General features: G+C 72.1%; 23 protein-coding genes. 4 read left to right on the top strand and 19 right to left on the bottom strand.

Annotated elements, in window-relative coordinates; all coding sequences use genetic code 11:
* Window positions 1-122: 122 nt before the first annotated feature.
* The gene (locus IEY91_RS04150; protein ID WP_373287891.1) at window positions 123-863 is read left to right on the top strand and encodes an ABC transporter ATP-binding protein; all 741 of its coding nucleotides are present in this window, start codon (window positions 123-125) and stop codon (window positions 861-863) included.
* On the opposite strand, the gene IEY91_RS04145 is transcribed toward IEY91_RS04150, so the two are convergent.
* The 10 genes from IEY91_RS04145 to pqqA all read right to left on the bottom strand — a co-directional run bounded on the left by IEY91_RS04145 (window position 860) and on the right by pqqA (window position 10,160).
* Window positions 860-2,470, bottom strand: a complete 1,611-nt coding sequence (locus IEY91_RS04145) for a glycoside hydrolase family 28 protein (RefSeq protein WP_189172887.1) — start codon at window positions 2,468-2,470, stop codon at window positions 860-862. The genes IEY91_RS04150 and IEY91_RS04145 overlap by 4 nt on opposite strands.
* Before the next feature lie 103 nt (window positions 2,471-2,573).
* Entirely contained in the window at window positions 2,574-3,692 is a 1,119-nt protein-coding gene (locus IEY91_RS04140) for a PQQ-dependent sugar dehydrogenase (protein ID WP_189172886.1), read from the bottom strand.
* A 53-nt stretch (window positions 3,693-3,745) separates the two neighbouring features.
* A complete protein-coding gene (locus IEY91_RS04135) occupies window positions 3,746-4,750 on the bottom strand; it encodes a chitinase (protein ID WP_229696697.1) in 1,005 nt (334 codons plus the stop codon).
* 38 nt (window positions 4,751-4,788) lie between these two features.
* A complete protein-coding gene (locus IEY91_RS04130) occupies window positions 4,789-5,607 on the bottom strand; it encodes a Tat pathway signal sequence domain protein (RefSeq protein ID WP_189172885.1) in 819 nt (272 codons plus the stop codon).
* Between the two features lie 7 nt (window positions 5,608-5,614).
* The gene (locus IEY91_RS04125) at window positions 5,615-6,895 is read right to left on the bottom strand and encodes a glycoside hydrolase family 88/105 protein (RefSeq protein WP_229696734.1); all 1,281 of its coding nucleotides are present in this window, start codon (window positions 6,893-6,895) and stop codon (window positions 5,615-5,617) included.
* Window positions 6,892-8,055 (bottom strand): pyrroloquinoline quinone biosynthesis protein PqqE, encoded by a 1,164-nt coding sequence (gene pqqE / locus IEY91_RS04120; protein ID WP_189172884.1) that lies wholly within the window; start codon window positions 8,053-8,055, stop codon window positions 6,892-6,894. Before pqqE ends, IEY91_RS04125 begins: the two co-directional genes overlap by 4 nt.
* Complete coding sequence (pqqD, locus tag IEY91_RS04115) at window positions 8,052-8,363, bottom strand: pyrroloquinoline quinone biosynthesis peptide chaperone PqqD (protein WP_189172883.1); 312 nt, start codon at window positions 8,361-8,363, stop codon at window positions 8,052-8,054. The genes pqqE and pqqD overlap by 4 nt, the downstream gene beginning before the upstream one ends.
* On the bottom strand, window positions 8,356-9,135 hold the full coding sequence (pqqC, locus tag IEY91_RS04110) for a pyrroloquinoline-quinone synthase PqqC (protein ID WP_189172882.1): 780 nt from the start codon (window positions 9,133-9,135) through the stop codon (window positions 8,356-8,358). Before pqqC ends, pqqD begins: the two co-directional genes overlap by 8 nt.
* Window positions 9,132-10,037: a pyrroloquinoline quinone biosynthesis protein PqqB gene (pqqB, locus tag IEY91_RS04105; protein ID WP_189172881.1), complete on the bottom strand. Its 906-nt coding sequence runs from the start codon at window positions 10,035-10,037 to the stop codon at window positions 9,132-9,134. Before pqqB ends, pqqC begins: the two co-directional genes overlap by 4 nt.
* A gap of 9 nt (window positions 10,038-10,046) precedes the next feature.
* The gene (gene pqqA / locus IEY91_RS04100; RefSeq protein WP_229696732.1) at window positions 10,047-10,160 is read right to left on the bottom strand and encodes a pyrroloquinoline quinone precursor peptide PqqA; all 114 of its coding nucleotides are present in this window, start codon (window positions 10,158-10,160) and stop codon (window positions 10,047-10,049) included.
* Between the two features lie 370 nt (window positions 10,161-10,530).
* Between pqqA and IEY91_RS04095 the strand changes: the two genes are divergently transcribed.
* Window positions 10,531-11,322, top strand: a complete 792-nt coding sequence (locus tag IEY91_RS04095) for an aldo/keto reductase (protein WP_189173127.1) — start codon at window positions 10,531-10,533, stop codon at window positions 11,320-11,322.
* A 22-nt stretch (window positions 11,323-11,344) separates the two neighbouring features.
* Here the strand turns inward: IEY91_RS04095 and IEY91_RS42290 are convergent, their stop codons facing one another.
* Genes IEY91_RS42290 through IEY91_RS04075 form a run of 4 tightly spaced genes read right to left on the bottom strand, consistent with a single transcriptional unit; the run spans window position 11,345 to window position 18,994 of the window.
* Window positions 11,345-15,748 (bottom strand): tetratricopeptide repeat protein, encoded by a 4,404-nt coding sequence (locus IEY91_RS42290; RefSeq protein WP_189172879.1) that lies wholly within the window; start codon window positions 15,746-15,748, stop codon window positions 11,345-11,347.
* Complete coding sequence (locus IEY91_RS04085; protein ID WP_229696696.1) at window positions 15,738-16,802, bottom strand: AAA family ATPase; 1,065 nt, start codon at window positions 16,800-16,802, stop codon at window positions 15,738-15,740. The genes IEY91_RS42290 and IEY91_RS04085 overlap by 11 nt, the downstream gene beginning before the upstream one ends.
* 39 nt (window positions 16,803-16,841) lie before the next feature.
* Complete coding sequence (locus IEY91_RS04080; protein ID WP_189172878.1) at window positions 16,842-18,575, bottom strand: VMAP-C domain-containing protein; 1,734 nt, start codon at window positions 18,573-18,575, stop codon at window positions 16,842-16,844.
* Between the two features lie 8 nt (window positions 18,576-18,583).
* Window positions 18,584-18,994 carry a CU044_2847 family protein gene (locus tag IEY91_RS04075; protein WP_189172877.1) on the bottom strand — a complete coding sequence of 137 codons (411 nt, stop codon included), beginning with the start codon at window positions 18,992-18,994 and terminating at the stop codon, window positions 18,584-18,586.
* 114 nt (window positions 18,995-19,108) lie between these two features.
* Here IEY91_RS04075 and IEY91_RS04070 point away from each other — a divergent pair, with 114 nt between their 5' ends.
* Window positions 19,109-19,810: a bleomycin resistance protein gene (locus tag IEY91_RS04070; protein WP_189172876.1), complete on the top strand. Its 702-nt coding sequence runs from the start codon at window positions 19,109-19,111 to the stop codon at window positions 19,808-19,810.
* A 27-nt stretch (window positions 19,811-19,837) separates the two neighbouring features.
* On the opposite strand, the gene IEY91_RS04065 is transcribed toward IEY91_RS04070, so the two are convergent.
* The 4 genes from IEY91_RS04065 to IEY91_RS04050 form a co-directional block, all read right to left on the bottom strand.
* A complete protein-coding gene (locus IEY91_RS04065) occupies window positions 19,838-20,959 on the bottom strand; it encodes a class I SAM-dependent methyltransferase (RefSeq protein ID WP_189172875.1) in 1,122 nt (373 codons plus the stop codon).
* Window positions 20,960-21,102: 143 nt separating this feature from the next.
* Window positions 21,103-21,846 carry a class I SAM-dependent methyltransferase gene (locus IEY91_RS04060; RefSeq protein WP_189172874.1) on the bottom strand — a complete coding sequence of 248 codons (744 nt, stop codon included), beginning with the start codon at window positions 21,844-21,846 and terminating at the stop codon, window positions 21,103-21,105.
* A 61-nt stretch (window positions 21,847-21,907) separates the two neighbouring features.
* Window positions 21,908-22,246, bottom strand: a complete 339-nt coding sequence (locus IEY91_RS04055; protein ID WP_164318620.1) for a 4a-hydroxytetrahydrobiopterin dehydratase — start codon at window positions 22,244-22,246, stop codon at window positions 21,908-21,910.
* 127 nt (window positions 22,247-22,373) lie between these two features.
* Window positions 22,374-23,558, bottom strand: coding sequence for an ADP-ribosylglycohydrolase family protein (locus IEY91_RS04050; RefSeq protein ID WP_189172873.1), 1,185 nt, complete (start codon window positions 23,556-23,558; stop codon window positions 22,374-22,376).
* 27 nt (window positions 23,559-23,585) lie between these two features.
* Between IEY91_RS04050 and IEY91_RS04045 the strand changes: the two genes are divergently transcribed.
* Window positions 23,586-24,482 (top strand): helix-turn-helix domain-containing protein, encoded by an 897-nt coding sequence (locus IEY91_RS04045; RefSeq protein ID WP_229696695.1) that lies wholly within the window; start codon window positions 23,586-23,588, stop codon window positions 24,480-24,482.
* An 18-nt stretch (window positions 24,483-24,500) separates the two neighbouring features.
* Here IEY91_RS04045 and dnaK read toward each other — a convergent pair whose 3' ends face one another.
* Window positions 24,501-26,417: a molecular chaperone DnaK gene (gene dnaK / locus IEY91_RS04040; protein WP_189172872.1), complete on the bottom strand. Its 1,917-nt coding sequence runs from the start codon at window positions 26,415-26,417 to the stop codon at window positions 24,501-24,503.
* Window positions 26,418-26,478: the final 61 nt, after the last annotated feature.

The raw sequence follows: 26,478 nt of genomic DNA, 5'->3' as shown, positions 1-26,478 counted from the left end.
GCCGAAGCCCCCGCACCCGAACCCCCCGAACCCCCCACCCTCACCGCCTCCCACCTCACCGTCCGCTTCGGCGGCATCCACGCCCTCGACGACGTCACCCTCACCCTCCGCCCCGGCGAGGTCTGCGGCCCATCGGCCCCAACGGCGCGGGCAAGACGACCCTGTTCGACGTCCTGTCGGGCATCCGCCGCCCCGACCGGGGCCGAGTGCGGTTCGGCGGCGCCGACGTCACCCGCCGCTCACCGGTGTGGCGCGCCCGCCACGGCATGCGCAGGACCTTCCAGCGGCAGCAGTTGTTCGGGCAGCTCACGGTGGCCGACAATCTGCTGGTCGCGCAGGAGTGGCGCGGGGGCGGCGGCGGGTTCGCCGCGGATCTGGTGGCGGCGCCCACGCGACGTAAGCACGAGAGCGCCCGGCGCACGCGGGCCGCCACCGTCCTGCGGGAGTGCGGACTCGACGACCTGGCGGGCCGCTACGCCGGCGATCTGCCGGTGGGCCGCGCCCGGATGGTGGAGCTGGCGCGTGCCGTCGCGGACCCGCCCGCCGTGCTGCTCCTGGACGAGCCCGCGTCGGGGATGACGGCGGCGGAGCGGCGTCAACTGGCGGCGATCGTACGGCACTTGGCGGACGAGGAGGGCGTCGGCGTGCTCCTGGTCGAGCACAACGTGGCGTTCGTGATGGAGGTGTGCGCCCGCGTCGTCGTGCTCGACCTCGGCCGTGTGCTCGCCGAGGGCACGGCGGCCGAGGTACGCGCCGACCCGAAGGTCCGCGACGCGTACCTCGGCACCGCGGCCGGGCCGCCCCAACGGCCCGGCGGTCCCGCCGACCGGGGCGACGGCCCCGGTCGGCCGGAGTCTTGCTAACGCGAGCCCGGCTGACGCAGGCCCGGCGCCCGGACGCTGCCGCAGTCCTGCGTCGACCCGCTCTGGGTGACGCGCAGGGCGCCGCCCCCGGTGTTCGCACTGTCCTTGACGCAATACCCCTTCGTCGACTGGAAGTTCAGGTCGGCGGGGCTGTTGCCGCCGCGCTGCGCGGTGAACTTCTCGAAGCGGATGCCGGTGCTGTTGTTGGCGATGACGGCGGGCCGGCCGTCGCCGGAGGCGAACCTGACCTCGCTGTCGACGAACGTGACCCGGTCGGCGCGGCGGATGTACCAGCCGTACGCGGGCCGGGTGCCGATGCTCTTCGGGTTGTAGTCGGTGGAGGTGTTGCTCGGCACGTCGGCGGACATGGTGCCGTTGCCGCCGGGCACCGTGAGGTCGACGTCGGTGAACGTCACGTCACTGATGCGGCTGGCGCCCGACTCGCCCCACAGGGTCGGCGAGAACGACGGACTCGCCCCGGTGGCCTTGATGTTCGTGTACGTGATGTTGCTGATGGAGCCGACGCCCGGGTTGTTGCCGCAGCGTTTGCGGTTGCCGATCTTCTGCATGATCGGCGAGCGCACCCCGGTCATGGTGATGTCCTTGTAGTGGACGTCCGAGATCTTGGAGCCGTCCATGGACACCATGCCGAGCCCGGACTTGTCCGAGCCCTCGATCCGGATGCGCTCGAAGCGGTAGTCGGTGAAGTCGCCGCAGGTCTCGGAGCCGAACATCAGCGCGTTGCAGCAGCCCGCCGACAGATACGAATCGCTCACCCGCACCCGCCCGTTGGGCAGTTTGGCGCCGAGCGCGTAGTCGCTCTTGAACGCGAGCGCGTCGTCGTTGGCGTCGAAGTGGGCGTTGGTGATGGTCACGTCGGTGGTGTTGATGACGTTCCAGCCGTCGCGGTCCATCGCCGTGTCGAGGGTCAGCCGGTCGGAGACCACGTCGTCACAGCCGTTGATGAGCGCGGCGAAGTGCCCGCCCTCGCGCAGCGTGAGCCCGTCGCCCATGCGCAGGCCCTTGCACCGCGTCAGCGAGATGATCTTGTCGGCCTCGCCGGACTTCGGGTTGCCGGTGATCAGGGCGCCGTCGCCGTCGATGACGCCTTCGCCGACGAAGCCGATGTCGCTGAGCCGGTCGCCGTAGATCATGGCGTTGTGGAAGTGGCTGTGCCCGTAGTCCTGGTAGTCGTCCCACTCGTTGGGCTCGGGCGGGTCGTAGTCGTCGGCGCCGCTGCCGGACAGCGTGGCGCCCTTGTCGAGCTGGAGCGTCACGCCGCTCTTCATGTGGATGGTGTTCTTCGATTCGTACGTGGCGGTGCCGGGGAAGCGCACGGTGCCGCCGCCCGCCCGGTTGGCGGCGTCGATGGCCTTCTGGATGGCCGAGGTGTCGTTGCTGGAACCGTCGCCCTTGGCGCCGTAGTCGCGGATGTTGAACTCGGCGGCGGGCAGCGGCTGTTGGGGTGCACGGGTGGCCCGAGCGGCAGGCGCGGGCTGTTCCTCGAACGGCGCGGCCCCGGCCGGCCGTCCGTCGAAGACAGCCAGCACGGCGAGCGCGGCGACCCCCGCGAAAACGGCCCCGGCCCGTGTCCTCGAACGTCTCATGTCCCGTTTCGTGGTCCGTTTCATGATCCTCCTCAGCGGTGTGCGGGCTTGTGGGGTGCGTGGTGCGGGGGCCGACCGGCTCGACGTCAGCCGGTGTCCGGGGTCAGCCGATGTTCACGCGGAAGATCCTGTCCGCGCCGTCGGGCTCCCCGCCGTTGCCGTCGGCGTTGGTCGTCGACAGCCACAGCGACTTCGCGCCCGGCACGGCGGTCACGGCGCGCAGCCGGCCGTACTGGCCGACGTAGAAGGCCTTGGCCGTGCCGACGTTCTCGTTGTCGGCGTTGATGGGGATGCGCCACATGCGCTCGCCCTTGAGGGCCGCCATGTAGACCGCGCCGTCGACGACGGCGACGCCGCTCGGGGAGGCCTCGGCGACGCCCCACGTCTTCTTCGGGTTGGTCATGCCCGCGGTGTCGCAGTTGCCCTCGCAGGTGGGCCAGCCGTAGTTCTTGCCCGGCTTGATGAGGTTCAGCTCGTCCTTGCTGGAGTCGCCGAGCTCGGCCTCCCACAGGCGGCCCTGCGGGTCGAAGGCGATGCCCTGCGGGTTGCGGTGGCCCAGGCTGTACACGTAGTTGCCGAAGGGGTTGCCGGGGGCGGGCTTGCCGTCCCGGGTCATGCGCAGGATCTTGCCGTTGAGGGAGTTCTTGTCCTGCGCGAGGGGCTTGGTCTGGGCGTCGCCCGTGGTGGCGTACAGATAGCCGTCGGGACCGAAGGCGAGACGGCCGCCGTTGTGGTACTTGGCCTTCTTGATCCCCTTCAGCAGCACCGTGTAGCCGCCGAGCGAGGAACCGTCGTACGTCATGCGCGCGACGCGGTTGCCCTCGGAAGAGGTATGCATGACGTACACGTAGTGGTTCGTGGCCCACTGCGGGTCGACGGCGACGCCCATGAGGCCGCCCTCGCCGCCGGTGGTCTGGGACTCGGGCACCTTGCCGAGCTGCTTCTTCGTCGCGCCGTCGGCCGAGATCGACCAGACCCGGAAGTCGTCGCGCTCGGTGACGAGGGCGGACTTGCCGTCGGGCAGCCAGGAGGTGCCCCAGGGTATGGTCCAGCCGGTCGAGATCGTCTTGATGTCGGTGGGCTCGCCGGCGGGCGCGGCCGGTGCGGCGGACACCGAGGGGACGTACGCCACAAGTCCCGCAGCCAGCGCGGCGGTTGTGGCGACCGCCACCTTCCGGGCCGGGCGGCCCTTGCTCCTGATGACGTGCACGAGTACCTCCATGTGGGGGATGTGAGCGTGGGGGTGGTGAGCGTTGTTCATCGACTGACGAAGCATCAGCCTCCGTACTGGGCAACAATCTTGGTGAACTCGTAGGGCTGCTGGCCGATGCCGCTGCACGAGTCGCCCGGCGACCCGCCGCCCGCGCAGGACCGGTCGCGGTTGACGGACCAGAAGGCGAAGCGCGCGATGTGGTGCTGCTTGGCGTAGCCGAGGATCTTCTTGAAGTCGGCGGTGGTGACGGTCTCCCCCGCCACGTCCGTCTTGCCGTTCATGGACGAGACGCCGATGTGCTTGTAGGCGTCGGTGTCGCTGTAGCCGTACGCGCTCTTGACCGTGTTCTTCAGGCCTTCGAGGGCGCTCACCGAGGCATCGCCCATGGTGCCGCTGTGGCCGTCGAAGTCGAACGGCATGATCACCCAGGCGTCGGCGGCGAGCCCGGCCCGCGCGCCGCGCTGGATGAGGTCCTTGCCGGTGGCGTCGGGGCCGTTCGGGGTGGTGCCGAGCGTGACGTACGTGACGATGCCCGGGTTCTTCTGCTCCACGATCTTCAGCGCGTCCACCACCCGCTGGCGGACGGTGGGGTTGTTGAACTCGGTGTTCTCGATGTCGACGTCGAAGGCCCTCAACTTGTAGGCGTCGATGACCTTTTGGTACGCGCCGGCCAGCGCGGTGGCGCTGGAGCATTTCTCGCCGAGCTTGGCGCCGCTCCAGCCGCCGACGGACACGACGATGTCGCCGCCGGCCGCGCGGATGGACTTGATGGCGGACTCGTCGGAGCCGCCCTTGAGCGGACGGCTGCCGTCCCAGGCCGGGTTGCAGCCGCCGTCGGACAGGATGAAGGCGAGCGTGAACCACTTCACGCCGGTCGCGGCCATCACGTCGGTGGGCTTCTGCGGGCTGCCCCAGCCCAGGTACTCGTAGGGGGCGGCGTGGATCGTGCCCGCGGCCCGGGGAGCGGCCTCGGTTTGGGGAGCGGCCGCGGTCGCGGGCAGTTGGGACAGCCCGAAGACTGCGGCCGCGGCGAGGGCGAGTCCGCCCAGGCCCATGAGTCGGCGCACGGGGATTCCTTTCAGGTGGTTCACGCGAGTCGTCCGGGTCAGACGAGTTGGTAGCCGCGCATGCCCGTCAGGAGCATGTACGTGTTCTGCAGCGAGCCCGAACTGTCGCCGAGCGAGCGGTAGATGCCCCACTTGGGGCGCACCCGGTCGGCGAGGAAGGTGTCCACGCCGGACTTCGACTTGTCGATGACGGTCGTCGAGCCGCTCTTGAGGATCCAGCGCACGGACCCCGACGAGCCGTCGCCGATCTTGATCTGGAAGTCGACGTCGGTCCATTTGTCGTGCAGCGGCTCCAGGTCGGTGCGGCCGACGAGGATGTCCTGCTCGAAGATCTTCAGCTCGATGGTCTGCTTGCCGCCCACCCGGCGCAGCGACTGCACGACGATGGGCGCGCTGCCCGCGCCGGGCTGCTTCATCTGCATGATGTGCGTGAAGCTCGTGGTCGCCTTCAGCGAGCCCGGTATGAACATGCGGTAGGTGACCCGCCAGGTCTGGCCCTTCTGCCACTTCAGGTACGAGTCGCCGGTGCGGCAGCCGGTGACCTCGTGGCGCTGCCGGTCGTCGCTGGTGTCGCGGTCGACCGTGTGCATGTTGAAGCGGAAGTTGTCGCCCTCGGCGAAGATGTGCGGCTTCGCCGCCGGGTGCGAGTCGGCGCGGTCGTCCTCCAGCGTCTCGAAGGCGCGCAGACCGACGTCGCGGGCGGACGGGGACCAGCGCAACTGCCAGTCGGCGGCGCGCGCTGCGCTCCCGGCGGGCAGCCCCACCGCGGCGGCCGCGGGCAGGCCCGCAGCGGTCGCCGCGACACCCGCCCCTGCGCCAAGTGCCGCTCCCAGTACGGTCCTTCGTGAGGGAGTCATCGCTCGCTCACCTCTTCTTCCTGAGCTGTTCGTTCATGATCAAAAATGCGCCGAGGCCGTGGAAGTCATTGGTCTGCCGGGGGCGCGCGATGTAGAAGGCGTAGTCGCCGACGTTGGTGCCGATGGAGATGTCCGTGAGGTTGGTCAGGCCGTCGGAGCCGAGCGAGATCTTCTCCAGGACGCCCCGGTAGCCGCGCCGCGCGACGGCCTGGTACGACGGCGCCACATAGCCCTTCTCGGCGGCGCGCGACAGGGCGAAGGTGAACATGCTGGAGCAGGACGTCTCGGTCCAGTTGCCGCTCTCCGCCCCCTTGTTCACGACCTGGAACCAGCGACCGGTCTCCGGGTCCTGGGCCCGCGCGATCCCTGCCGCCAACTTCCGTACGTGGCCGAGAAGTTCACGTCGCCCGGGGTCGCTGCGGGGTGTGGCGTCCAGGACGTTGACGGCGGCCATGGAGTACCAGCCGATGGCCCGGCACCACTGCTCGGGGGCGCGCCCGGTGTCCTTGTCGGCCCAGACCGCGGTGCGCGACTCGTCGTACGCGTGCTGGAACAGGCCGTTGTCCGCCTGGAGGCGGCGGGCGTACACATTGAGCTGCTCGACGGCCTCACGGTCGGTGTACGCCTCGTCGCCGAACTCCTTGCCGTACTCGACGAGGAACGGATTGACCATGTAGACGCCGTCGGACCACAGTTGGTGCGCGCGGCTCGCGGTGTCGGCGTGCCAGAAGCCGCTGTCCTGGGTGCGCGGATAGGTCTTCAGGCGCTCGCGGATCTTCTGGGCGGCGACGCGGTAGCGGTCCTCGCCGGTCTCGTGGTGCAGGACCACCAGGAGCCGCCCGGCCTGCATGCTGTCGAGGCTGTTGAACTTCTGCCCGATGTTCCCCTCGGCGTCCACGAAGCGGTCGACGTAGCTCTTGATGTACGTCAAGTAGCGCTCGTCGTGGGTGCGTTGGTACGTGAGGTACTGGCCGTAGAGGTAGAGGCCGACGGGGTAGGACCAGCCGCCGATGGTGGCCGGGGTGAAGCGGGTGGTCGTGGAGTCGACCATCGCGACGGACCAGTCGGTGGCCGCCGCGCGGTCCTGGCCCGGGTCGGGGGAACGGTCGGCCGGTGCGCTCCCGGCCGCGGGGGCCGCCTGCGCGGTGAAGACGGCGGCTCCGGCGAGGAGCGCGGCCAGTGCGGCGCGGGTGGCTCTTCGCGGCGTGGTCGTGCGCGTACTCGTGGTGGGGGTCGACGTGCGGGGCGTGGGCCGAGGTATGGCGGATGAACGGCGGCGGCGCATCAGGTTCCTCCCTCGCGGTAGGCGAAGCCGGGGTGGTCCTCCGGGGCGGGCCCGCGCGCGGCGTCGACCAGGGCGCGGACCAGATCGTGGTCGGGCGAGCGGTGGCAGGCGGGGTCGGTGCGGGCGGCGTCCCCGGTGAGGGCGTAGGCCTGGCAGCGGCAGCCGCCGAAGTCGACGGCGCGCAGCTCGCAGGAGCGGCAGGGCTCCCGCATCCAGTCCTCGCCGCGGTAGCGGGTGAAGGCGGGCGACTCCCGCCAGATCCAGTCGAGCCGGTGGTCCCGCACGTTCGGGGCGTCGTCGCCGAGCAGCTCCGCCGCGGCCGGGCACGGCAGCACCGAACCGTCGGGCGCGACGGTCAGGGACACCGCGCCCCAGCCGCCCATGCACGGCTTCGCGGTGGCGTCGACGTAGTCGGGCGCGACCCAGACCAGCTCCATGCGCCCGGCGAGGCGGACCCGCCAGCGCTCCAGCGTCAGCCGGGCACGGGCCACCTGGTCGGGGTCGGGGAGGAGCGCGGCGCGGTTCTCCATCGCCCAGCCGTAGAACTGGGTGTTGGCCAGCTCGATCCGGTCGGCGCCCCAGGCAAGGCCCAGCTCCACGAGCGCGTCCAGGGCGTCGAGGTTGGCGCGGTGCAGGACGGCGTTGAGGCCGAGCGGAAGGCCGGCCTCGCGGACCAGGCGGGCCGCGCGCTCCTTCGCGCCGGTCGCCCGCGCCCCGGCGATGAGGTCGGCCCGCGCGGGGTCGGCGTGCTGCACGGAGAGCTGGACGCTCCGCAGGCCCGCGTCGACGAGCTCGGCGAGCCGCGCCTCGTGCAGGCCGACGCCGCTCGTGACGAGCTGGGTGTGGATGCCCGCCTCGTCCGCGGTCGCGACGATCCGCGGCAGATCGCGCCGCAACAGCGGCTCGCCGCCCGACAGATGCGTCTGCACGACGCCCAGTTCAGCGGCCTGCCGCAGCACCTCGCACCACTCGTCCCCGGTCAGCTCCACTGACCGACCGATCAGTTTGACAGGGTTGGAGCAATAGGCGCAGCGCAGCGGGCAGCCGTGGGTGAGCTCGGCGAGGAGGGCCCAGGGGGGCTCCGGGGGTGGGGGCGGCGAGGTGGGGCGGGCGGCTGCATCGGGCCCGCCCTGCGCGCCATGGACGCCGAATGCTTCGCTCACCGCAGCCACCCCTCTGCACGCAACTGCCGCAGAAACGCCGGGACTTCGGCGTCGACCGGCGCGTCCGGATGGCGGCGGGCGAGTTCCGCGACGATGGCGGCCACGTCGCGCTCGCCGTCGCACAGCTTCACGATGCTCCCGGCCGCACCGCGAAGCACCACCACGCGCTCCGGCAGGAGCAGCAGGTCGGCGCCGCGTACCCGGTCGTGACGGAACATCACCGAGCGGGCGAGCGCGGGCCGCCAGTCGAGGTCGACGCGGTCGTCGGTGGCGGTGTCACGACGGTCGCTGGTGGCGATGTCACGCATGGCCGACCCCCTCCCCCGCCGCACCGGATGCCCCGCGCGACACCCCATTGGCACCGGCACCGGCACCGTCGACGGCGTCGAGCAGCGACCACAGCACGTCGCACTTGAACGCCAGCGCCGCCACGGCCCGTTCCTGCTGCTCACGCGTGCGGGCCCAGGCGCGCACCAGGCCCAGCGCCTCCTGCCCGTCCCGGCCGCCCTGCCCGACCCGGCCCCGGAAGTAGGTGAGGCCCTCGGTCTCGATCCACGGGTAGTGCTTCTCGAACGCGGCGATGCGGGTGCGCATCAGGTCGGGCGCGGATAGTTCGGTGAGCGAGGCGGCGACGGCGTCGAGCGCGGGCCGCAGGCGGCAGAAGTTGACGTATCCGTCGACGGCGAGCCGCACCCCCGGCAGCACCCGGGCGGTGTCCAGAAGCTCCTCGCGGGCGATGCCCGCGGCCTCGCCGAGCCGCAGCCACCGCTCGATGCCGCCCTCGCCCGCGCGCTCGCCGTCGTGGTCCCTGATCCGCCGCGACCAGCCCCGGCGCAGCGCGGGATCGTCGAACTTGGCCAGGATCAGGGCGTCCTTGACGGGGATGTGCCGCTGGTAGTGGAACCGGTTGGCGATCCAGCGGCGCAGCTCGGCGCGGGTCAGGGTGCCTTCGTGCATGCGTACGTTGAAGGGGTGGCGGTCGTGGTAGCGCTCGGCGGAGACGGCGCGCAGCCGCTCGGTGAGCTCGTCGGGACTCCAGGGCGCCCCGGAGTCCGTGTCAGTCTTGACGGTCGCGGTCACAGCTCGATCACCATCCGGTCCTGCGCGACTTCGAGCCCCCAGTCGGCGAGTTGCTTGTGCTGTTCGGCGCTCCGGTCGCCGAGCGGGTTGGTGTTGTTCAAGTGGGTGTACAGGCAGCGTCCGGGCAGCCGGGAGAGCCGGTGGGCGGTGCCGCCGGGGCCGGCGATGGGCAGGTGCCCCATGCCGGTCGCGGACTTGGTGCTGAACCCGGCCCGCCGGGGCTCCTCGTCGTCCCAGAAGGTGCCGTCGACGAACACGACGTCGGCCGCGCGCGCGGCCTCCTCGAAGGCGTCGGTCCAGGCGGCGAGGGCCGGGGCGTAGAGGACGGTGCGGCCGGTGCCGGTGTCGTGCAGGCTCAGGGCGACGGACCAGGTGGCGTCGTCGGGGCCCAAGTCGGCGGCGTAGCGCGGTCGTTTGGCCGAAACGGGCACGGCGGCGACCCGGATTGCTGACTCGTCGTTCAGTTGGCGGGCGGTGCCCGTGAGCTCGCGCCAGCGCACTTTCGTGTAGGGGCCGAGGACGGCGCCGAGGCCGAGGCGGTCGCGTACGGCGGTGGTGACCGGCGCGGTGGCGAGGACGTCCACGCCGTCGCGGGCCTCGCGGAGGCGGGCGATGCCGAGGGTGTGGTCGAGTTCGGCGTCGGTGAGGACGACGCCGGCGAGCGGGGAGAGGCGGGTGTCCGCGCCGGGGGCGGGCAGCAGTTCGGGGCAGGCCTCGATCTGCTCGCCGATGTCGGGGGTGGCGTTGACGACGTACCAGCGGCCCGGTCCCGCGCGCAGGGCGAGGGAGGCGTGCCGGCGGCGGCGTTCCGGGTGGGCGCGCGCCCCGGCACAGCCGGGGCACGCGCAGTTCCACTGGGGGAGTCCGCCGCCCGCCGCGGTGCCGAGCACCTGGAGCAGCATCGGGCGGGTTTACCGGTCGGCGAGGCGGTAGGCGGTGACCTCCAGCGAGGTCTCCACGACCGTGTACTCGGGGGTCTGCCAGGCCGTGGTGCCTCCGGACGCCACAGACGCCACAGACGTCATGGCCACGGCCGTGACCTCCGACGTTTCCTTCTCATGAACGTTCATGCGCGTGTTCCTATCCTTCCTGAAAAGTGGGAGTTCAGGAGCCACTGGGGCACATCACCACCCATGTGCGTATGGTGTTCACATGGATGGCCTGCGTTCAGTGACGTGCAACAGAGTTGCGGCATGACGAGACGCGGTCAATGGTTCGGACCGATAAGGTCGGAGCTATATCTAGCCATTCTCAGTGGGCCGTGCAGCGGGACCGCCACGCCAGGAATGCGGTACGGCCCCTGATCGTTGACCATGGAAGTACCACCCGACGACGTATAAGGATCGAGAGCTCGTGAGCAAGGTCCCCCCGATCATCCTGAACAACGGCATCGAGATGCCGCAGCTCGGCTTCGGTGTCTGGCAGGTCCCGGACGACGAGGCGGAGCAGGCCGTGACGACGGCGCTGGAGTCCGGGTACCGCAGCGTCGACACGGCCAGCCTCTACGAGAACGAAGAGGGCACCGGCCGGGCCATCGCCAAGTCCGGCATCGCCCGCGACAAGCTCTTCGTCACGACGAAGCTCCGGAACAGGCACCAGGGGTACGACGCGACGCTGCGCGCGTTCGACGAATCGCTGGCCAAGCTGGGCCTGGACCATGTCGACCTGTATCTCATCCACTGGCCGATGCCGGCCAAGGACACCTACATCGACACGTACAAGGCCTTCGAGAAGATCCTCGCCGACGGCCGCGCCAAGTCGATCGGCGTCTCCAACTTCCTTCCGGAGCATCTGGACCGCCTCATCGACGCCACGTCGGTGATCCCGGCGGTCAACCAGATCGAGCTGCACCCGCACCTCCAGCAGCGCGCCTCCCGTGCGTACCACGGCGAGCAGGGCATCGCCACGGAGGCCTGGTCGCCGCTCGGCCAGGGCAAGGGCCTCCTGGAGGTCCCGGCGATCGTCGCCATCGCGCAGAAGCACGGGCGCACGCCCGCGCAGATCGTGCTGCGCTGGCACCTCCAGCTGGGGACCGTGGTCATCCCCAAGTCGGTGACCCCCTCCCGCATCAAGGAGAACATCGAGGTCTTCGACTTCGAGCTCGACCCGGAGGACATGGCGGCGATCAGCGCGCTGAACGAGGACCGGCGACTCGGTCCGGACCCGGCGGCGTTCGAGGCCCCGTAAGCGGCTGCCATTGCTGCATGTCTCAGGGCCCGTCTGTGCCGCCGCTGCGGTGGCGCAGGCGGGTCAGTTCGTCCTTGAAGGCGACGACATCGCGGTGTTCGGCGCCGAGGATCGGGACGAGCGTCTCCACCGCCGTCTCCAGGAGATCCACCGCCGTCGCGACTTCGCCCCCCGCGGTGGACGCCTCGACGAGATTCCTGATCATCGCCACGGTCCGGGGGTCCCCGTAGCCGAGGTGCTCGGCAATCTGCGGCAGGGCGCTTTCGTACGTCGCGATGGCGCGCGCGTGGTCCCCGGCTTCCAAGTACGCGTAGCCGAGGAGGTTGTACGTCCTGATGAGCTCGTCCGGAAAGTCGTCGCTGTGCGTCCGCAGCCGCACGCCGAGGACACCGGTGAGCAACTGGACGGCCTTGTCGGCCCCCGCCGCGCCCAGATGAGCAAAGGCCGTGCGCTCCTGAGCCGCCAGGGTCACGGGGTGCGCCTCCCCCAGCACCCGGGACCGGGCTGCGGCGACCGTCCCGCAGAGCGGCACCGCCCCCTCCGCGTCGCCGACCTCCTGCAGGGCGAAGGCCAGGCGGTCGTACGACTCCCAGGTCTCCGGGTCGTCCTCGCCGAGTACCACGCGCCGGGCGTTCAGGACCTGCTTGTAGCGCGAAATCGCGTCGGTCCAGGCTCCGTTGGACCATTGGGCGTCGGCCAGGGTCGCTGAGGCGCGCAGGGTCGCGGGGTGGTCGGGGCCCAGCGCGTCGGTCGTGGCGGAGAGCCAGTCGTTGCCGCGCTCGACGGTACGCTCCGTGTCCCCGGCCCGGAGGAGCACGGCGAGGAGGCGGCTCCACAGGTTCAGGGTCTCCGGGTGCGACTCGCCGCGCACCGCACGGCTGCGCCGCAGCGCCTCGTCGTATCCCTGGATCGCTTGCGGCAGTCCGTCCTCCCAGCCCTCGTGCACGCGGGCGATTTCGCTGATGGCGTCGATCAGGCGGATATGACTCGTGCCGAAGAGGCTGCTGAGGTGGTTCAGCACCGCTGCGCCCTCCTGTTTCGCCCGCTCCGTGCTGCCCGCCGCGTAGAGCGCTGCGGCCAGTTGGCTGCGTACATCGATGCTGTCCAGGTGGCCGTCCCCCAGCTCCCTGCGGCAGCCGGCCAGCGTCGCCTCGTACAGGTCCACCGCCGTGTGCGGCTCTCCCACGGCCAGGGCCAGGCCCGCGATGGCCGCGCAGGACGTGCGCCACTCGGGGTACTCCTGCACCAAGGCCTCGGTCGCGAACAGACGCAGCTTCAGGAAGAGCTGCCAGGCGCGGTCCCCCGCCCCCACCTCACGGTATGTATCAGCGAGTTCCGTCCACAGGAGCAGCATGTCGGGGTCTTCCATCGCGGCCGAGCTGCGCGCGCTCTCACACAGGTCCACCGCTTCCCGGGGGCGGCCCGCGGTTCGCAGTGCGCGCGCGAGCCGCAGGGTCACCCTCAGCGTCGCCGGGTAGCCCGGCCCGGGGGTGCGCTGTCGGCCCTCCACAGCACGCCACAACATGCTGATGCCGCGTTCCGGCTCGCCCTGCGCGATGACGAAGTCCGCCGTTGCCGCGAGCACGGCCGCAAAATACTCGGTGTCGTCACCCGGCGCGACGCGCTGGGCCAACTCATCGACGTGCGGCAGCAGTTGGTGCCAGCGGGGCCAGGCGGCCGGGTTCGTGTCCTTGGGCAGCGCGCCCGCGAGGCAGACTGCGGCTTCGAAGCGGGCCGCTTCCAGCGCCGCCACGCTGTGCCACGGGTCGTCCTCGTCCGGTTCGTGGAGGACTCCTTGCACCACGGGGTGGATCCGCAGCGTGTCGTCGTCCTGGCTGAGGAGAAGGCTGTGGCGTGTCAAGTTCCTTATCGCTTTGACCAGTTCGGGCTCCTCCGCCATGCGTGACAGCCAGCTCCGCGGGACAGGCTCCGGGGCGAGCCAGGCGAGGACGTTCAGGACGCGGTGTGCCAACGAGTCGCCCAAGACACGCAGAGCCGCGCGGATCGCGTTCCCTACACGGGCCTGGCCCCCGCTTGAATCGATCTCCATGGCCGTCAAGTACTGGGCAGGAGAGATCCCCTCCAGTCCCATGTACGCGGCGGCCTGTTCCACGGCGAGCGGCAGATACCCGAGCGCTTCAGCGAGGTTGTAAGCGTCCGCCGTCAGCATCTCCGTGCCCGCACGGACACGGAGCAACTCGACGGCTTCGTCGGGCTCCATGACGTCCAGGTTCAAGACCGGACCGACGCCTTCCCAGCCCAGGCGCCTCCGACTGGTGATCAGGATGCGGCCCCTCCTGCCCAGGCGGGACACGAACGCACCGATGTCGGCCGGATTTTCCGCGCCGTCGAGAACGAGCACCCAGTCGTCGTGCGCGACCAGCCAGGCGACGGCCCACTCGCCCAGTTGCTCCCTTGTGACCGGCGGCGTGACCGGGTTCAGGGTCTTAGCAAGGTCCGCGAGCCCCTCGGCCAGAACAGCCCGCGAGTCCGCCGTCAGCCACCACACCGGGGACATCGACTCGCCGCTGGCTGCGGCTGCCGCCCACCGCACGGCCAGAGCCGTCTTCCCCACGCCTCCCATGCCGCAAACGACCACTGCTCGGGGCCCGTCGGATCGGGGATCGGGAGCCAGCAGTTCCTCGTCCAAGTGCCGGAGCTCGGCGGCTCTCCCCACGAACGTCACCGTCCCAGGGGGTACGTTCGTCAGTCCCCGCCGGGCCGACACCGCGCGGTCGTGGCTCGTTGCCAGCCAGACCGCGTGGGTCAGCTCCTCCCAGTCGGGGGCGACAACTTCGCTCCAACGCCCCAGCCCCACCACCGGCCGCTCCACCACCCGAATCGCCCGCCCCCGCAACACCTCCAACGCCTCCTCGCTCACCAGCGCGAACGGCTCCCCCGCCGCCCCGAGCGCCCTGGTCCCCGTCCCCTCCGCCACCGGCACGACCGCGCGGAAGGAGCGGGCCGTCGAGCCCGCGCGGGCCTCTATCTCCGCGCCGAGGCGGGTGAGGAGGTCGGTGACGGCCTGGGACTCGGGGCGGGGCAGGGTTTCGAGGAGGGCGGTGCGGGCGCCGGGGACGAAGTCGTACAGGCCCCGTTCGCCGTCGACCGGCTCCAGGAGGCCGCTGAGCAGGACCTCCGCGAGGTCGCTCGGCCGGGAGCCGGGGGTGACGCGCTGCTGGATGAGCCGCATGACGGGGAGCGCGGGCACCGAGAGGGCGACGTGCGCGGCGAGGTCGGCGGCCGTGGGCGAGGCGGCGAGCTGGAAGCGCAGGACGCGTTCGGCGATCGGCAAGTCGCCCTCGGCGGTACGGGGTTCGGTGCGGCTTGTCGGGGTGGCGTCGACGTAGGTGACGGCCGTGTCGCGGGGGCGGTCGCCGGTCGCCGTCACCAGCGCGGCCCAGTCGGCGAGCCACTCGGGGGCGAGTTCCAGGACGGGCACGGGCAGGGCGCCGGCGGGGCGGCGGGCGCGGCCGTCGTGCGGGGTGAAGCGGAGCGCCGCGTTCGGGGCGCCCGGCCGGGACGCGATGGCCCTGCCGGGCGTGGCGGGCGCGGCGGTGCGCCGCCAGAGGCGTTCGGGCAGCGGCTGGAGCAGCGCGGTGGGGCCGCGCCGCGCCCACGCGTGCAGGGCGGCCCCGGCGCGCCCGGCCCACCAGTGCGGCCCGGAGCAGTCGCTGAGGACGAGGGTCACCTGGCGCCCTGTGGGGTCGAGGGCCGCGCCGGGTTCGACTGCCGGGCGGCCGGGCGAGGAGCGCAGGCCCACGCGGCTGCCGAGGTCGGTGACGTACCACAGACGTACGTCGCGGAACGCGCCCGTGCGCTGCAGTGCCGCCCTCAACTCCCCTGCCAGGGGCCGCCATACGTTCATCGCGGGGCCGGTGTCGACGACGAGGGCGAGGCGCAGCGGGCGCTCGGTGGCGGGCACCAGGACCGGGACCCAGGGGCGGCGCCCCGCACCGACGGACGCGGCGCGCGCGGCGGTGGCGTCCTCGTCGAGGACGCGCCGCCGGGTGTCCGGTACGCGGCGTTTGAGGGGGCGCAGGGCGCGCTGGATGGCGAGTTCGTGGCGCAGGGCCTGCGGGGCGGGCACGAGGACGTCGTCGGCGTCCGTGCCGGGGCGGGTGGCGCCGCGCGGCAGGTGGAGGGGGCTGGCGGCGGGCTCGTCAGGAGCCGGGGCGTCGGTCGGCCCGGGGTCCCTCTCGTCCCCGGCCTCTGGGGCGCACGGCGCACGTACCGGGTGATGCGCAAAGTCACCCGCCCCGTCCGGTCGGAGCGCGTCCGGCGTCGACGCCGCGCCCACGCGCGGCCACGGCCCGTCCGCCTCCGTGGACAGCCGTTCCGCGAGCCACAGCATCTCCGCGAGCTCCAGCGGCGTGACCGGCGGGCCGAGCGCCTCCAGGGTGGCGCGCAGCCGGTCAAGCGTCATCGGGGCCGGTCGCCTCGCTGCTCAGATACGGCATGACCTGGTCCGCCAACTCGGCGACGCTCTCGGGTGGTTCGCTGAACGACGCGTGGTGGCACATGTAAATGGCGTTCAGGAGCTGGTCGTTGGCGAGCAGGCCGCCGCCGCGCCGGTCGTAGAAGCGCTGGATCACATCGCGTGCGCCCTGGGGCAGTTGACCGGTCTCGTCGCCGACGACCTCGCTGAGGTGTTCCCGCACGATCGCGGTCAGCTCGTCGATCGTCCTGGGCTGCTTCAGGTCCACGGTGACGCAGCGGCGCAGGAAGGCGGGCGGGAACTCGCGTTCGCCGTTGCTGGTCATGACGACGAGAGGGAAGGCGCGGCAGGTGACGGTGCCGTCGCGGATCTCCACGCGGTCGGTGGTGCTGTCGGCCGTCATCACGCGGGCGGTGGGCTCGGCGCGGCGGGCCAGCTCGACGAGTTCGTACGAACCCTTCTCGAAGATGGTGAGGAGGTCGTTCGGCAGGTCGATGTCGCTCTTGTCGATCTCGTCGATGAGCAGGACGCGAGGGCGCGCGTAGGGCAGCAGGGCGGTGCCGAGGGGGCCGAGGCGCAGATAGTCGCCGATGTCGTCGGCGGCCGCTCCCGTCGCTCCCGCGGCCGCGCCGTCGCCGCGGGCCCGCTCGGCCGCGTACAGACGCGTCAGCGGATCGTAGGCGTACAGGCCGTCGCGCAGCGTCACGCGGCTGGTGATGGGCCAGTGCAGGACCTTGCCGAGGGCCAGTTCATGGGCGACGGCGTACGCGAGGGAGGACTTGCCGGTGCCGGGGGCGCCGGTGACCAGGAGCGGTCGGCGCAGATAGAGGGCGGCGTTGACCTGGCGGACCGCGTCCGCGCCGGGGCGGTAGCTGACGGCCGCGTGGTGGTTGCCGGTGCCGCCGGGCGGCGTGGGCAGGGGCGGGCCGCCGCGGAACCGGCGCCAGGGCGGCGGGTCGGGGAGCCGGTCGACGCGGTCGTGCGGGGTGCGGCTGCCGGTGTAGACCTGCCACGTGGCGGACAACGGATTCTCGGCCGTCACACGATCACCACTCCGGTCGTTCCTGCTGCCTCGGTCACGTCAGTCATTTCCCTTGCTCCCCATGGCCAGTGGCGGATCGGGCTTGCGCTCCGGGTCGTCCCAGAACAGCGTGAGCCGGTGCCCGCAGTGGTCGGCGTGCCCCCGGCGCGGGGAGCGGGCCTCCTTGCGCAACTTCATTACCTCGTACGGGAGTTCGTCGGGGTCGAGCGCGGCCACCGCCTCGATGAGCCGGTCCAGGAACGCACCGGGGGCGCAGTGCGCGTGCCCCGCGTCGCCGCAGTCGCGCCGCCGCCACAGCATGATGGGTACGCCGGTGTCGAGGGCGGCGGCCAGCCAGTCGTCGACGGGGTTCGCCGCGTACGCGAGGGCGCACAGGTCGTCCTCGTCCTCCAGCCAGTCGTAGAACGCCTGGTAGTCGTAGGACTCGGAGCACTCCACGGGCGCGGGCCGGGTGCGGCCGCGGGCCCGGACGGTCTCCCAGCGGCGGCGCGTGAGGCGGGACTCCGTGAGCGGCTTGAGCCGGTCGACGTGGCGGACCACGACGGGCACCGTGCGCAGCGGTCGGGGCCGGGCGGCGCCCGGCTCCCGCAACTGCCACTCCTCGAAGGGCTCGCCCATCAGCCCCTGCGGCACGATGAACTCGACCATCCAGTCGAAGTCGTGGACCGCGCCGACCTGCGCGGCGAGCAGCGCCTCCACCTTCGTACGCAGTTGCTGGCGCCGGATCCGCACGGGTCCGGCACGCGCGACCGGCACGCCGTCGACGACGGCGCACACCGTCAGGTCGAGGCTCCCGCCGCGGGTCATCGGCTCCGCCCGGAACATGATCGACCCGACGGACACGGGCGGGGCAGCCGGGTGCTCGGGGCCCTCCAGCTCCTCGGGCAGCCACTTCCCCATCCAGTCGGCGATCCGGGCCGCGAGGTCGGCGGGCGAGCGGTCCCGCAGCTCGCGCAGCAGCAGCACGAGGCGGTCGTCGCCGATCAGGTCCTCGGCGACGTACCGGACCGCGTGCCAGACGGACCGGAAGGGCGGATGCCGCAGCCGAGGGCTCGGAAAGGCGCGGCGCACCGCCAACGAGACGGTGGCACCGGGCAGTTCGGACCCTTCGGACCCTTCGAGTGCGGCTCGCAGTTCCCGGCGCGGCCGGGCGGCCAGCCCCCAGTCGAGGGTCAACAGGTCGTCGAGGCCCTCCCAGTGCCGGCGGATGGCGTCGAGGGGCAGCATCCGCCCCTGCGTGCCGCCGTGCTCCCCCTCCAGGTCGGCGTCGGTGACGATGCCGACGACCTGCTCGCTCTCCGGGTCGTACACGCCCGCGCCACTGAACCCCTCACCGAGGCGCCGCAGATGCCCCTTCTCGACATCCAACTCCAGCCACTCCCCACCGAGTTGGCGATCCTGGCTGGTGCTGACCGTGACGTGGGTGCCGTCCTGGTCATGGCCCTCCGGGAAGCCGAGGGCGCGCAGGGCGTACGCGGTACGGCCATGGCGTGGGCGGAGCGAGCCGAGCGGCGCGAAGACGCAGGGCGGTACGGGCAGGGGGTGGTCGAGCACGAGCACCGCGAGGTCGCCGTGGTCGCCGACCTCGCGCCATTCGCCCGCCCACGCGACGCGGGCGCGCGCCCCGGCGGCGACGCCGGGCAGCACGACGGAGACCTCCGCGCGGCCGTCGACGACGTGGGCGCAGGTGATCACCCGCTCGCTGTCGACGAGGACGCCCGCACCGAGCGGGGCGCCCCCGCCGACCGGTCCGATGCGGGCACGCCAGTGCATGCCCGCCATCATCCGCCCTGAACGTCGCCGTCCGCGCGCCCGCGCACAGCTTCGTTGGACTGCTTCGGCTCCTTCGACTCCTTCGACTCCTTCGACTCCTTCGACTCCTTCGACCAGGTGAGCTTGACGGTCAGATGCCCCTCGGCCGACGTCTTCGCGATGACGGCTCCGGCGGCGGCGCTCAGCTTCACCCCGAATTCCAGCTCGATCCCGTCCGGGTCGAGCGCGTGGTCCCGGAACGTCCGCAGCGCCGACATCGCGGCCCCGCGCACGTTCCCGAGCGCCGACTCGAACCGCCCCTCCACCTCGCGGACCCCCTCCTCGTCACGCCGCGAAACGGACTTGTACCCGACGTCCCTGCTGTCCACCTCGACGACGACGGGACCTTCCTCGGACTCCCAGCGCATCAGCTCCCTCATACGGGAGAAAATAGCCTCAACAGGTCTTACGGAACGGGAGAGTTGGCAAATGGGTCCGCCATTGCGCGCGGGTGAGCCCCCTCTTTCTATTCAATTTTGACTAGACTGGCCCGCATGGCTGAGAAAACCATCCCCCTGTTGCCCTGCGTGACCGTCCAGCCGATCGTCGACTTCTATACCGCCCTCGGGTTCGAGACGACGTACCTCCAGAAGAGTCCGTACGCGTACGCCGTCGTCGAACGCGGCACCGTGGAGCTGCAGTTCTTCGGGATGAAGCAGTACGACCCGGCCGGGTCGATCTCGGGGTGCTACATCCTCACCGACGACGTGGAAACGCTGTACGCCGCCTTCCGCGCGGGACTGAAGGCGGCGTACGGGAAGATCCCCAGCCGGGGGCTGCCGCGCATCGGGCCGCTGAAGGACATGTCGTACGGAGTGCGGCAGTTCCTGATGACCGACCCGGCCGGGAACAGCATCCGCGTGGGCCAGCCGATCAGCGAGGACCAGCAGCACCGTCCCGCCCCGAAGGAGACCTTCGCGCGGGCCCTGCACACCGCGGACCTCTTCGTCGACTCCAAGGAGGACCTGCCGGGCGCCGCCAAGGTCATCGACCGTGCCCTCGGGCTCACCGACGAACGGCCCACCCCCGCGCAGCATCTGCGACTGCTCGTGCTGCGCGGGGACATCGCCCAGCGGCTCGGTGACGATGTCCTCGCGGGACGGCTGCTGGAGCAGGCCGAGGGCATCGCGCTCACCGAGGAGGAGCGGAAGTCGGCTCGGGACGCGCTGGTGCGGCTCGATGAGCTGCGGGGGTGAGTTCTCTCGGTCGGACGCTCCGGCCGCTCAGGACTCCTTCGCCGCCACGTGCACCGTGTGGGCCGTCAGCAGGAACAGGTCGGGGCGTCGGTGCAGGCTCAGTTCGTCCTGCGGGTCGAGGAGGCGGTCGAGGGTGGCGGCGTCTTCGGGGGTGAGGCCGCCTGCGGGGGCTGCGGCGGAGGTGGCTGGGGCTGAGGTGGCTGGGGCTGAGGTGGCTGCGGTTGCGGTGTCCCCGTCGGCCGCCTCGGCCCCCTGCGTCGCGTTCGTCGCGAGTGATCGGTAGCGCTCGAACGTCGCGATGATGTGGGCCCGCGCCGCGTCGTCCAGGGGCGCGGGCAGGTCGTGCAGGAAGCTGCGCGTCGCCACGTGTCGCAGGCCCGCCGACTTCAGGAGTGAGGGCCAGTCCTCGGTCGTCTCCTTCGCGCCCGGCAGTTCCGTCCGCATCCGCGTGAACCAGTCCTCGTTGGCCGCGTCCAGGCGGGCCTGGAGGCCGGGGCGGCCGATGCCGAAGTCGCGCGGCAGGCTGCGCGGGGCCAGGCCGCCTTCGAGGATCGCCAGCGTTCCGCCCGGCGCGAGGCGGTCCGCCAGCGCCGCGAGAGCCGCCCCCTGGTCGCCCACGTGGTGCACGGAACGGGCCGCCCAGATCAGGTCGGCGGGCGGCAACTCACCCAGGCCGTCGGGGAGTTCCGCGCGGTGCGTGCCCACGCGGTCCGCCAGGCCGAGGCGGGCCGCACGGGCCGTCGTACGCTCCAGGAGCGCCTCCTCGGGGTCCGCCGCGATCACCCGGGCCTTCGGGAACTCCTCGGCGAACAGGCAGGTGACGACGCCGGGGCCGCTGCCCGCGTCGACGATCAGGGACGGGTCGGCAACCCCGGCCGCCCTGTCGCCGCCGTCACCCGGACGCGCCCCGCGCAGCTCACGCAGCCAAGCCGCCACCTCGCGGTACACGGGCGCCGTGACCTCCGCGTTCTGCTCCAGGACGGGGGCCATCACGGCCCAGTCGATGTCGGCGTGACCGTGCCCGCCACCGTGGCTGTGCCCATGACCACCGCCGCGCCCATGACCACCGCCGTGCCCCTGACCGTGCCCGTCCCCGTGCCGGCCCCCGTGCCCGTCCCCGTGCCCCTTCACGCGCTCCGTCACCGTCATCGCCGCCTCTCCTGGCCGTGCTGTGGCCGTCCCCGTACGACTCTGCCGTCGTACGCCGCCAGCGTGCTCCCCTCCCCCGGTTTCGGCCAGCCAGCTTGCCGTTTCGGCAAACATCGGCAAACAGAAGGCCCTCCAGTCGGTTCTCAGACCGTCGGCTTGCGGAACGCGTGCAGCGTGAAGCGCGGGTCGGGGCGGTGGACGTCCTGGTCCGGCAGTTCCGCGAGCCGTGCCGCGTACCGCCGTGCCAGCGGTCCGTCCGGCGGGATGCTGGTGAACCAGCCCCGGTGCAGGTCCTCGACGGTGGAGCGGGGGCTGCGGCCCTGGCCGTGGCCGATGAAGCGGGCCTCGCCCTCGTGGACGAGGCCGTGCGCGGCGGCGTGCCGCGCCACCTGCGCCGCCGCGTCCACGGGCGGCCGGACCGGACGGCCCGCGAGCGCCTCGTCGATGTCGCTGCCCACGTGGTGCGAGGCGGCCTTGTCGACGGTGGTGACGAGCACCCCGCCGGGCCGCAGCACCCGCGCGCACTCCGCGACGACCGCCGCCGCCTCGTCGAAGCCGGACAGCAGGTGCAGCAGCCACACCGCCGACGCGGCGTCGAACGCGCCGTCGGGGAAGGGCAGCCGCCTGCTGTCGCCGAGCACGACGGCGCCGGGGACGCGCTCGGCCGCCATCCGCGCCATGTTGTACGCCGCGTCCACCCCCGTCACGCGCAGCCCAGGACGGGCGGCGAGCCGCCGCGTGACCAGGCCCGTGCCGCAGGCGACATCGAGCAGTGAACGGGTCCGAGCGGGCAGCAGCGAGAGCACCGCGTCGGCCGCGGCCGCGGCCCGCGGTTCCCCTCCGCGTGACGCGTCGTACCGAACGGCTTCCTTGCCGTAGTCCAGCATCAGGCACCAGCTCCGCGGGCACCCGTCCCGCGCCCGGCCCGCCCGGCCGTCGCACCCCGCATCATTCCGCCCCGTGCCCCGCAGCCAGCGCCTCGACCCTGCCGGCCAGTGCGAAGTCCAGGCCGGTGAGGGCGCCGCCCGCGCTGTGGGTGTTCACGGCGAGGGTCACCGTGTTGTAGCCGAGGGTCAGGTCCGAGTGGTGGCCGAGCTCCTCCTGGACCTGGGCGATGTGCACGACGAGGGCGGTGGCCGCGAAGTGCGAGGCGAGCCGGAAGGAGCGGGTGAGCTTCACCTCGGCGGCCTTGGCCCCGGCGTCCGCGCCGACCGAGGTGAGCGACCAGCCGGGGAGCTCCGCGAGCCGGTCCTCGATCTCCTTCTGCGACAGCGGTTCGACAGGCATGGCCGCTCTCCTTCCTGCGTATGTGGGATGTACAGCCAGCGTGCCACAGAGGCTGCCGGTCAGCGACGTACGCGTGCGGCTCCGGTAGCCGACGTACGCAGGAGACTCACCGACGTACACACGCGACTCACCGACGTACGCACTCTGACGCCAGGTCGTCCGCCACCGCCGCGATCACCGCGCGCCCCTCCGTCAACCGCAGCCACTCGTCCGGCAGTTGGTGGTCGCCGTGCAGCGCGCCGAGCAGGTTGCCGCAGACGGAGCCGGTGGAGTCGCTGTCGCCCGAGTGGTTCACGGCGAGCAGCAGGGCGTCCTCGACGCGGTGCGTGGCCAGAGCGGCGTACACGCCGATGCCGAGGGCCTCCTCGGCGATCCAGCCCGCGCCGAGGGTCTCGACGCGCTCGGCGCTCGGCCCGCCAGCCGCGGCGAGGTCGACGGCGGCGGTCAGCGCGGCGGACGTCTCCTCGTGCCCGGCATACCGCGCGAGCAGCCGCAGGGTGCGCAGGACGGCGCCCTCCAGGGAGTCGCCCTCGACGAGGTGCGCGACGATCGCGGCGAGGGCGCCCGCCGCGTAGTAGCCGGTGGGGTGGCCGTGGGTGATCTGGGCGCAGCGCGCGGCGAGTTCGAAGGCGCGGTCGGCGGGGGCGCGCGTGAGGCCGAAGGGCGCCGAGCGCATCACGGTGCCGCAGCCCTTGGACTCCGGGTTGACGGGTCCGTGCGGGCCGAGTTCGGCGGCGGGGTCGGGTGCGTAGCCGTGCTGCAGGCCGCTGAGGCAGGCGTTGCCGGGGGCGCGCTGGGCGTAGAGCCACGCCTGGGAGCTGAGGTCCGCCGGTTCCGCGGGCCCCGGCTCGTGGGCCTGCGGCTCGGGCCCCGCCTGGTGGGTTCGCGGCTCGGGCCCTGCCCGGTGGGTTCGCGACTCCGGCCCCGCCCGGTGCGGCTCCGGCCCCGGCTTCATCTGCGTGTCCAGCCACCGCATGTACGCCTGCCGTACGAGTTCCGGGGCCGCGCCGCCGATGCCCTTGCGGCGCTCGCGGGCGTGCGCCGTGCGCAGCGCCTCGGCGGTGAAGAGGGTCATCTGGGTGTCGTCGCTGATCAGGCAGACGCCCGCCGCCGCGTCGGGCAGCGGCCCGCGCACCCCGCCGGGCCCGTGCGCCGCGCGGATGCCGTCGAGCGAGGTGAACTCGACCGCGTAGCCGAGCGCGTCACCGATCGCGCCGCCGAGCAGGCAGCCCCGCACCCGGGCGCGGTAGGCGACGGTGGCCTCCCAGCCCGCCGCCCTCACCTGGACCGGCGGGTCCCACGGATTCGTCATGCGTCGCTCCTCGATTACCGTCTGGGTATGACAACTCTCGCGCCCGGCACACGGAACAGCAAAGGCGGCCCCCGGGACCCCGCGGAACGCCGTGCCACGGGCCCCGGCGGCCCCGGCGGTCCCGGCGGGACAGAGCCGGCCGCGCCGTCCGAGGTGGGCGCGCTGCTGCGGGCCTGGCGCGAGGAACGCCGCGTCAGCCAGCTCGAACTGGCGCTGCGCGCGGACTCCTCGGCGCGGCACATCAGCTTCGTGGAGACGGGCCGCGCCCGCCCCAGCGAGGAGTTCGTGCTCAAGCTCGCCGAGCACCTGGACGTGCCGGTGCGCGAGCGCAACGCGCTGCTGCTCGCGGCCGGGTACGCGCCGCGCTTCCCGCAGACACCCCTCGACGATCCGTCGATGGACACCCTGCGGGCCGGGCTTGAACAACTGCTCCAGGGTTACGAGCCGTATCCGGCGTTGGTCGTCGACGCGACGTACCACGTGGTCGCCGCGAACCGCGGCATCGCGATGCTGCTCGACGGGCTGCCGGAGGAGCTCCTCGAACCGCCCCTGAACGCGATGCGCGTCGTCCTGCACCCGCGGGGCCTCGCCGCGAAGATCCGCAATCTGCGGGAGTGGCGCGGGCATCTGCTGCACCAGATGGAGCGGCAGATCGCCCTGCACCGGTCGGCCGAACTGCGGGCGCTGTACGACGAGGTGGCGGCGTATCCGGTGGCGGACCCGGGCGAGGACGCGGCGACGGACTGGCAGGTGCCGTACTTCGCGCTGCCGCTGCGGATCGAGCACGAGGGCCGGGTGCTGTCGTTCGTGTCGTCGATCTCGACGTTCAACACGCCGATGGACGTGACGGTCGCCGAGCTGGCCATCGAGACGCTGCTCCCGGCCGACCCGGCGACGGTCAAGTACCTCCAGTCGAAGGCGTAGTCGCGCCCGGGGGCAGGGTCAGGGCTTCTTGGCGTCCGGCGTGCCGCCCTGGTCGTCGTCCACGATCTCCGCCTCCACCACACCCTCGTCGCCGCCGCCCCGCGCCCCGGCCGCGTCACCCTGCGGCGGCGCGGCGTCCTGGGCACCGTCACCGCCCGCCTGCCCCGCCTGCGCGGCCGCGTACATCGCCTGGCCCATCTTCTGGCTGACGACGGCGAGCTTCTCGGCGGCGGCGCGGATGGCCTGGGTGTCGCCGCCGTCGAGCAGCGGCTTCAACTCGGCGGCCGCGGCCTCGACTTCGGCCTTGGTGTCGGCCGGGATGCGGCCGTCGGGGCCGGAGTTGTCGCGCAGGAAACGCTCGGTCTGGTAGAGGAGCTGCTCGGCCTGGTTGCGGGTCTCGGCGGCCTCGCGGCGCTTGCGGTCCTCCTCCGCGTACTGCTCCGCCTCGCGGACCATGCGGTCGATGTCGTCCTTGGGCAGCGCCGAGCCGCCGGTGACGGTCATGCGCTGCTCGCGCCCGGTGGCCTCGTCCTTCGCGGAGACGTGCATGATCCCGTCGGCGTCGATGTCGAAGGTGACCTCGATCTTCGGTACGCCGCGGGGCGCGGGCGGAAGCCCGGTGAGGTCGAACACGCCGAGCTTCTTGTTGTACGCGGCGATCTCGCGCTCGCCCTGGAAGACCTGGATGCCGACGGAGGGCTGGTTGTCCTCGGCGGTGGAGAAGGTCTCCGAACGGCGCGTGGGGATGGTGGTGTTGCGCTCGATGAGCTTGGTCATGATGCCGCCCTTGGTCTCGATGCCGAGGGACAGCGGTGTCACGTCGAGCAGCAGCACGTCCTTCACGTCGCCGCGGATCACGCCCGCCTGGAGGGTGGCGCCGAGGGCCACGACCTCGTCGGGGTTGACGCCCTTGTGCGGGTCCCTGCCGGTGAGTTCCCTGACCAGGTCGCCGACGGCGGGCATCCGCGTCGAGCCGCCGACGAGGATGACGTGGTCGACCGCGGCGAGCTGCACGCCGGCGTCCTTGACGGCCTGGTGGAAGGGGCCCTTGCAGCGGTCGAGCAGATCGGAGGTGAGCTCCTGGAACTGGGCCCGGGTGAGCTTCTCCGCGAGGTGCAGCGGTCCTTCGGCGGAGGCGGTGATGTAGGGCAGGTTGATGTCGGTCTCGCTGGACGAGGACAGCTCGATCTTCGCCTTCTCGGCGCCCTCGCGCAGGCGCTGCAGGGCCATCTTGTCCTTGCCGAGGTCGATGCCGTGCGCGTTCTTGAACTGGCGTACGAGGTGCTCGACGACCCGCTGGTCCCAGTCGTCGCCGCCGAGCTTGGTGTCGCCGTTGGTGGCCTTGACCTCGATGACGCCGTCGCCCATCTCCAGGAGCGACACGTCGAAGGTGCCGCCGCCGAGGTCGAAGACGAGGACGGTCTGGTCGTCGCCCTTGTCGAGGCCGTAGGCGAGGGCGGCGGCCGTCGGCTCGTTGATGATGCGCAGGACCTTCAGGCCCGCGATCCCCCCGGCTTCCTTGGTGGCCTGGCGCTGGGCGTCGTCGAAGTACGCGGGCACGGTGATCACCGCGTCGGTGACGTCCTCGCCGAGGTAGGACTCGGCGTCCCGCTTGAGTTTCTGCAGCACGCGGGCGGACAGCTCCTGCGCGGTGAAGCGGGTGCCGTCGATGGTGGCGCCAGAGCCGCTCTCCGGGAAGCGCCAGCTCCCCTCGCCCATGTGGCGTTTGACGGAGCGTGCGGTGCGCTCCACGTTCGTGACCGCCTGGCGCTTGGCGACCTCGCCGACGAGGACGTCGCCGCTCTTGGCGAAGGCGACGACCGACGGGGTGGTGCGGGCTCCCTCCGCGTTCGCGATGACGGTTGGCTCGCCGCCCTCCAGGACGGCCACCACCGAGTTCGTCGTCCCGAGATCGATCCCGACCGCACGTGCCATGTCCAACAACCCCTTCCGACGCGGCGCTACTCCGGCCTCCAGCACAAAACTTGAGCGGCCT

Source organism: Streptomyces lasiicapitis, assembly GCF_014646335.1.
Taxonomy (GTDB): Bacteria; Actinomycetota; Actinomycetes; order Streptomycetales; family Streptomycetaceae; genus Streptomyces; species Streptomyces lasiicapitis.
The sequence above is the reverse complement of the archived record's forward strand: the minus strand, read 5'-3'. Positions and strand labels throughout refer to the sequence as shown.

Bases quoted from the DNA above. Each gene is read 5' to 3' on its own strand.
- IEY91_RS04145 (WP_189172887.1), bottom strand. From the start codon at position 2,470: ATGAGACGTTCGAGGACACGGGCCGGGGCCGTTTTCGCGGGGGTCGCC.
- IEY91_RS04140 (WP_189172886.1), bottom strand. From the start codon at position 3,692: ATGGAGGTACTCGTGCACGTCATCAGGAGCAAGGGCCGCCCGGCCCGG.
- IEY91_RS04130 (WP_189172885.1), bottom strand. From the start codon at position 5,607: ATGACTCCCTCACGAAGGACCGTACTGGGAGCGGCACTTGGCGCAGGG.
- pqqD (WP_189172883.1), bottom strand. From the start codon at position 8,363: ATGCGTGACATCGCCACCAGCGACCGTCGTGACACCGCCACCGACGAC.
- pqqB (WP_189172881.1), bottom strand. From the start codon at position 10,037: ATGCTGCTCCAGGTGCTCGGCACCGCGGCGGGCGGCGGACTCCCCCAG.
- pqqA (WP_229696732.1), bottom strand. From the start codon at position 10,160: ATGACGTCTGTGGCGTCTGTGGCGTCCGGAGGCACCACGGCCTGGCAG.
- IEY91_RS04095 (WP_189173127.1), top strand. From the start codon at position 10,531: ATGCCGCAGCTCGGCTTCGGTGTCTGGCAGGTCCCGGACGACGAGGCG.
- IEY91_RS42290 (WP_189172879.1), bottom strand. From the start codon at position 15,748: ATGACGCTTGACCGGCTGCGCGCCACCCTGGAGGCGCTCGGCCCGCCG.
- IEY91_RS04080 (WP_189172878.1), bottom strand. From the start codon at position 18,575: ATGCACTGGCGTGCCCGCATCGGACCGGTCGGCGGGGGCGCCCCGCTC.
- IEY91_RS04075 (WP_189172877.1), bottom strand. From the start codon at position 18,994: ATGAGGGAGCTGATGCGCTGGGAGTCCGAGGAAGGTCCCGTCGTCGTC.
- IEY91_RS04070 (WP_189172876.1), top strand. From the start codon at position 19,109: ATGGCTGAGAAAACCATCCCCCTGTTGCCCTGCGTGACCGTCCAGCCG.
- IEY91_RS04065 (WP_189172875.1), bottom strand. From the start codon at position 20,959: ATGACGGTGACGGAGCGCGTGAAGGGGCACGGGGACGGGCACGGGGGC.
- IEY91_RS04060 (WP_189172874.1), bottom strand. From the start codon at position 21,846: ATGCTGGACTACGGCAAGGAAGCCGTTCGGTACGACGCGTCACGCGGA.
- IEY91_RS04055 (WP_164318620.1), bottom strand. From the start codon at position 22,246: ATGCCTGTCGAACCGCTGTCGCAGAAGGAGATCGAGGACCGGCTCGCG.
- IEY91_RS04050 (WP_189172873.1), bottom strand. From the start codon at position 23,558: ATGACGAATCCGTGGGACCCGCCGGTCCAGGTGAGGGCGGCGGGCTGG.
- IEY91_RS04045 (WP_229696695.1), top strand. From the start codon at position 23,586: ATGACAACTCTCGCGCCCGGCACACGGAACAGCAAAGGCGGCCCCCGG.
- dnaK (WP_189172872.1), bottom strand. From the start codon at position 26,417: ATGGCACGTGCGGTCGGGATCGATCTCGGGACGACGAACTCGGTGGTG.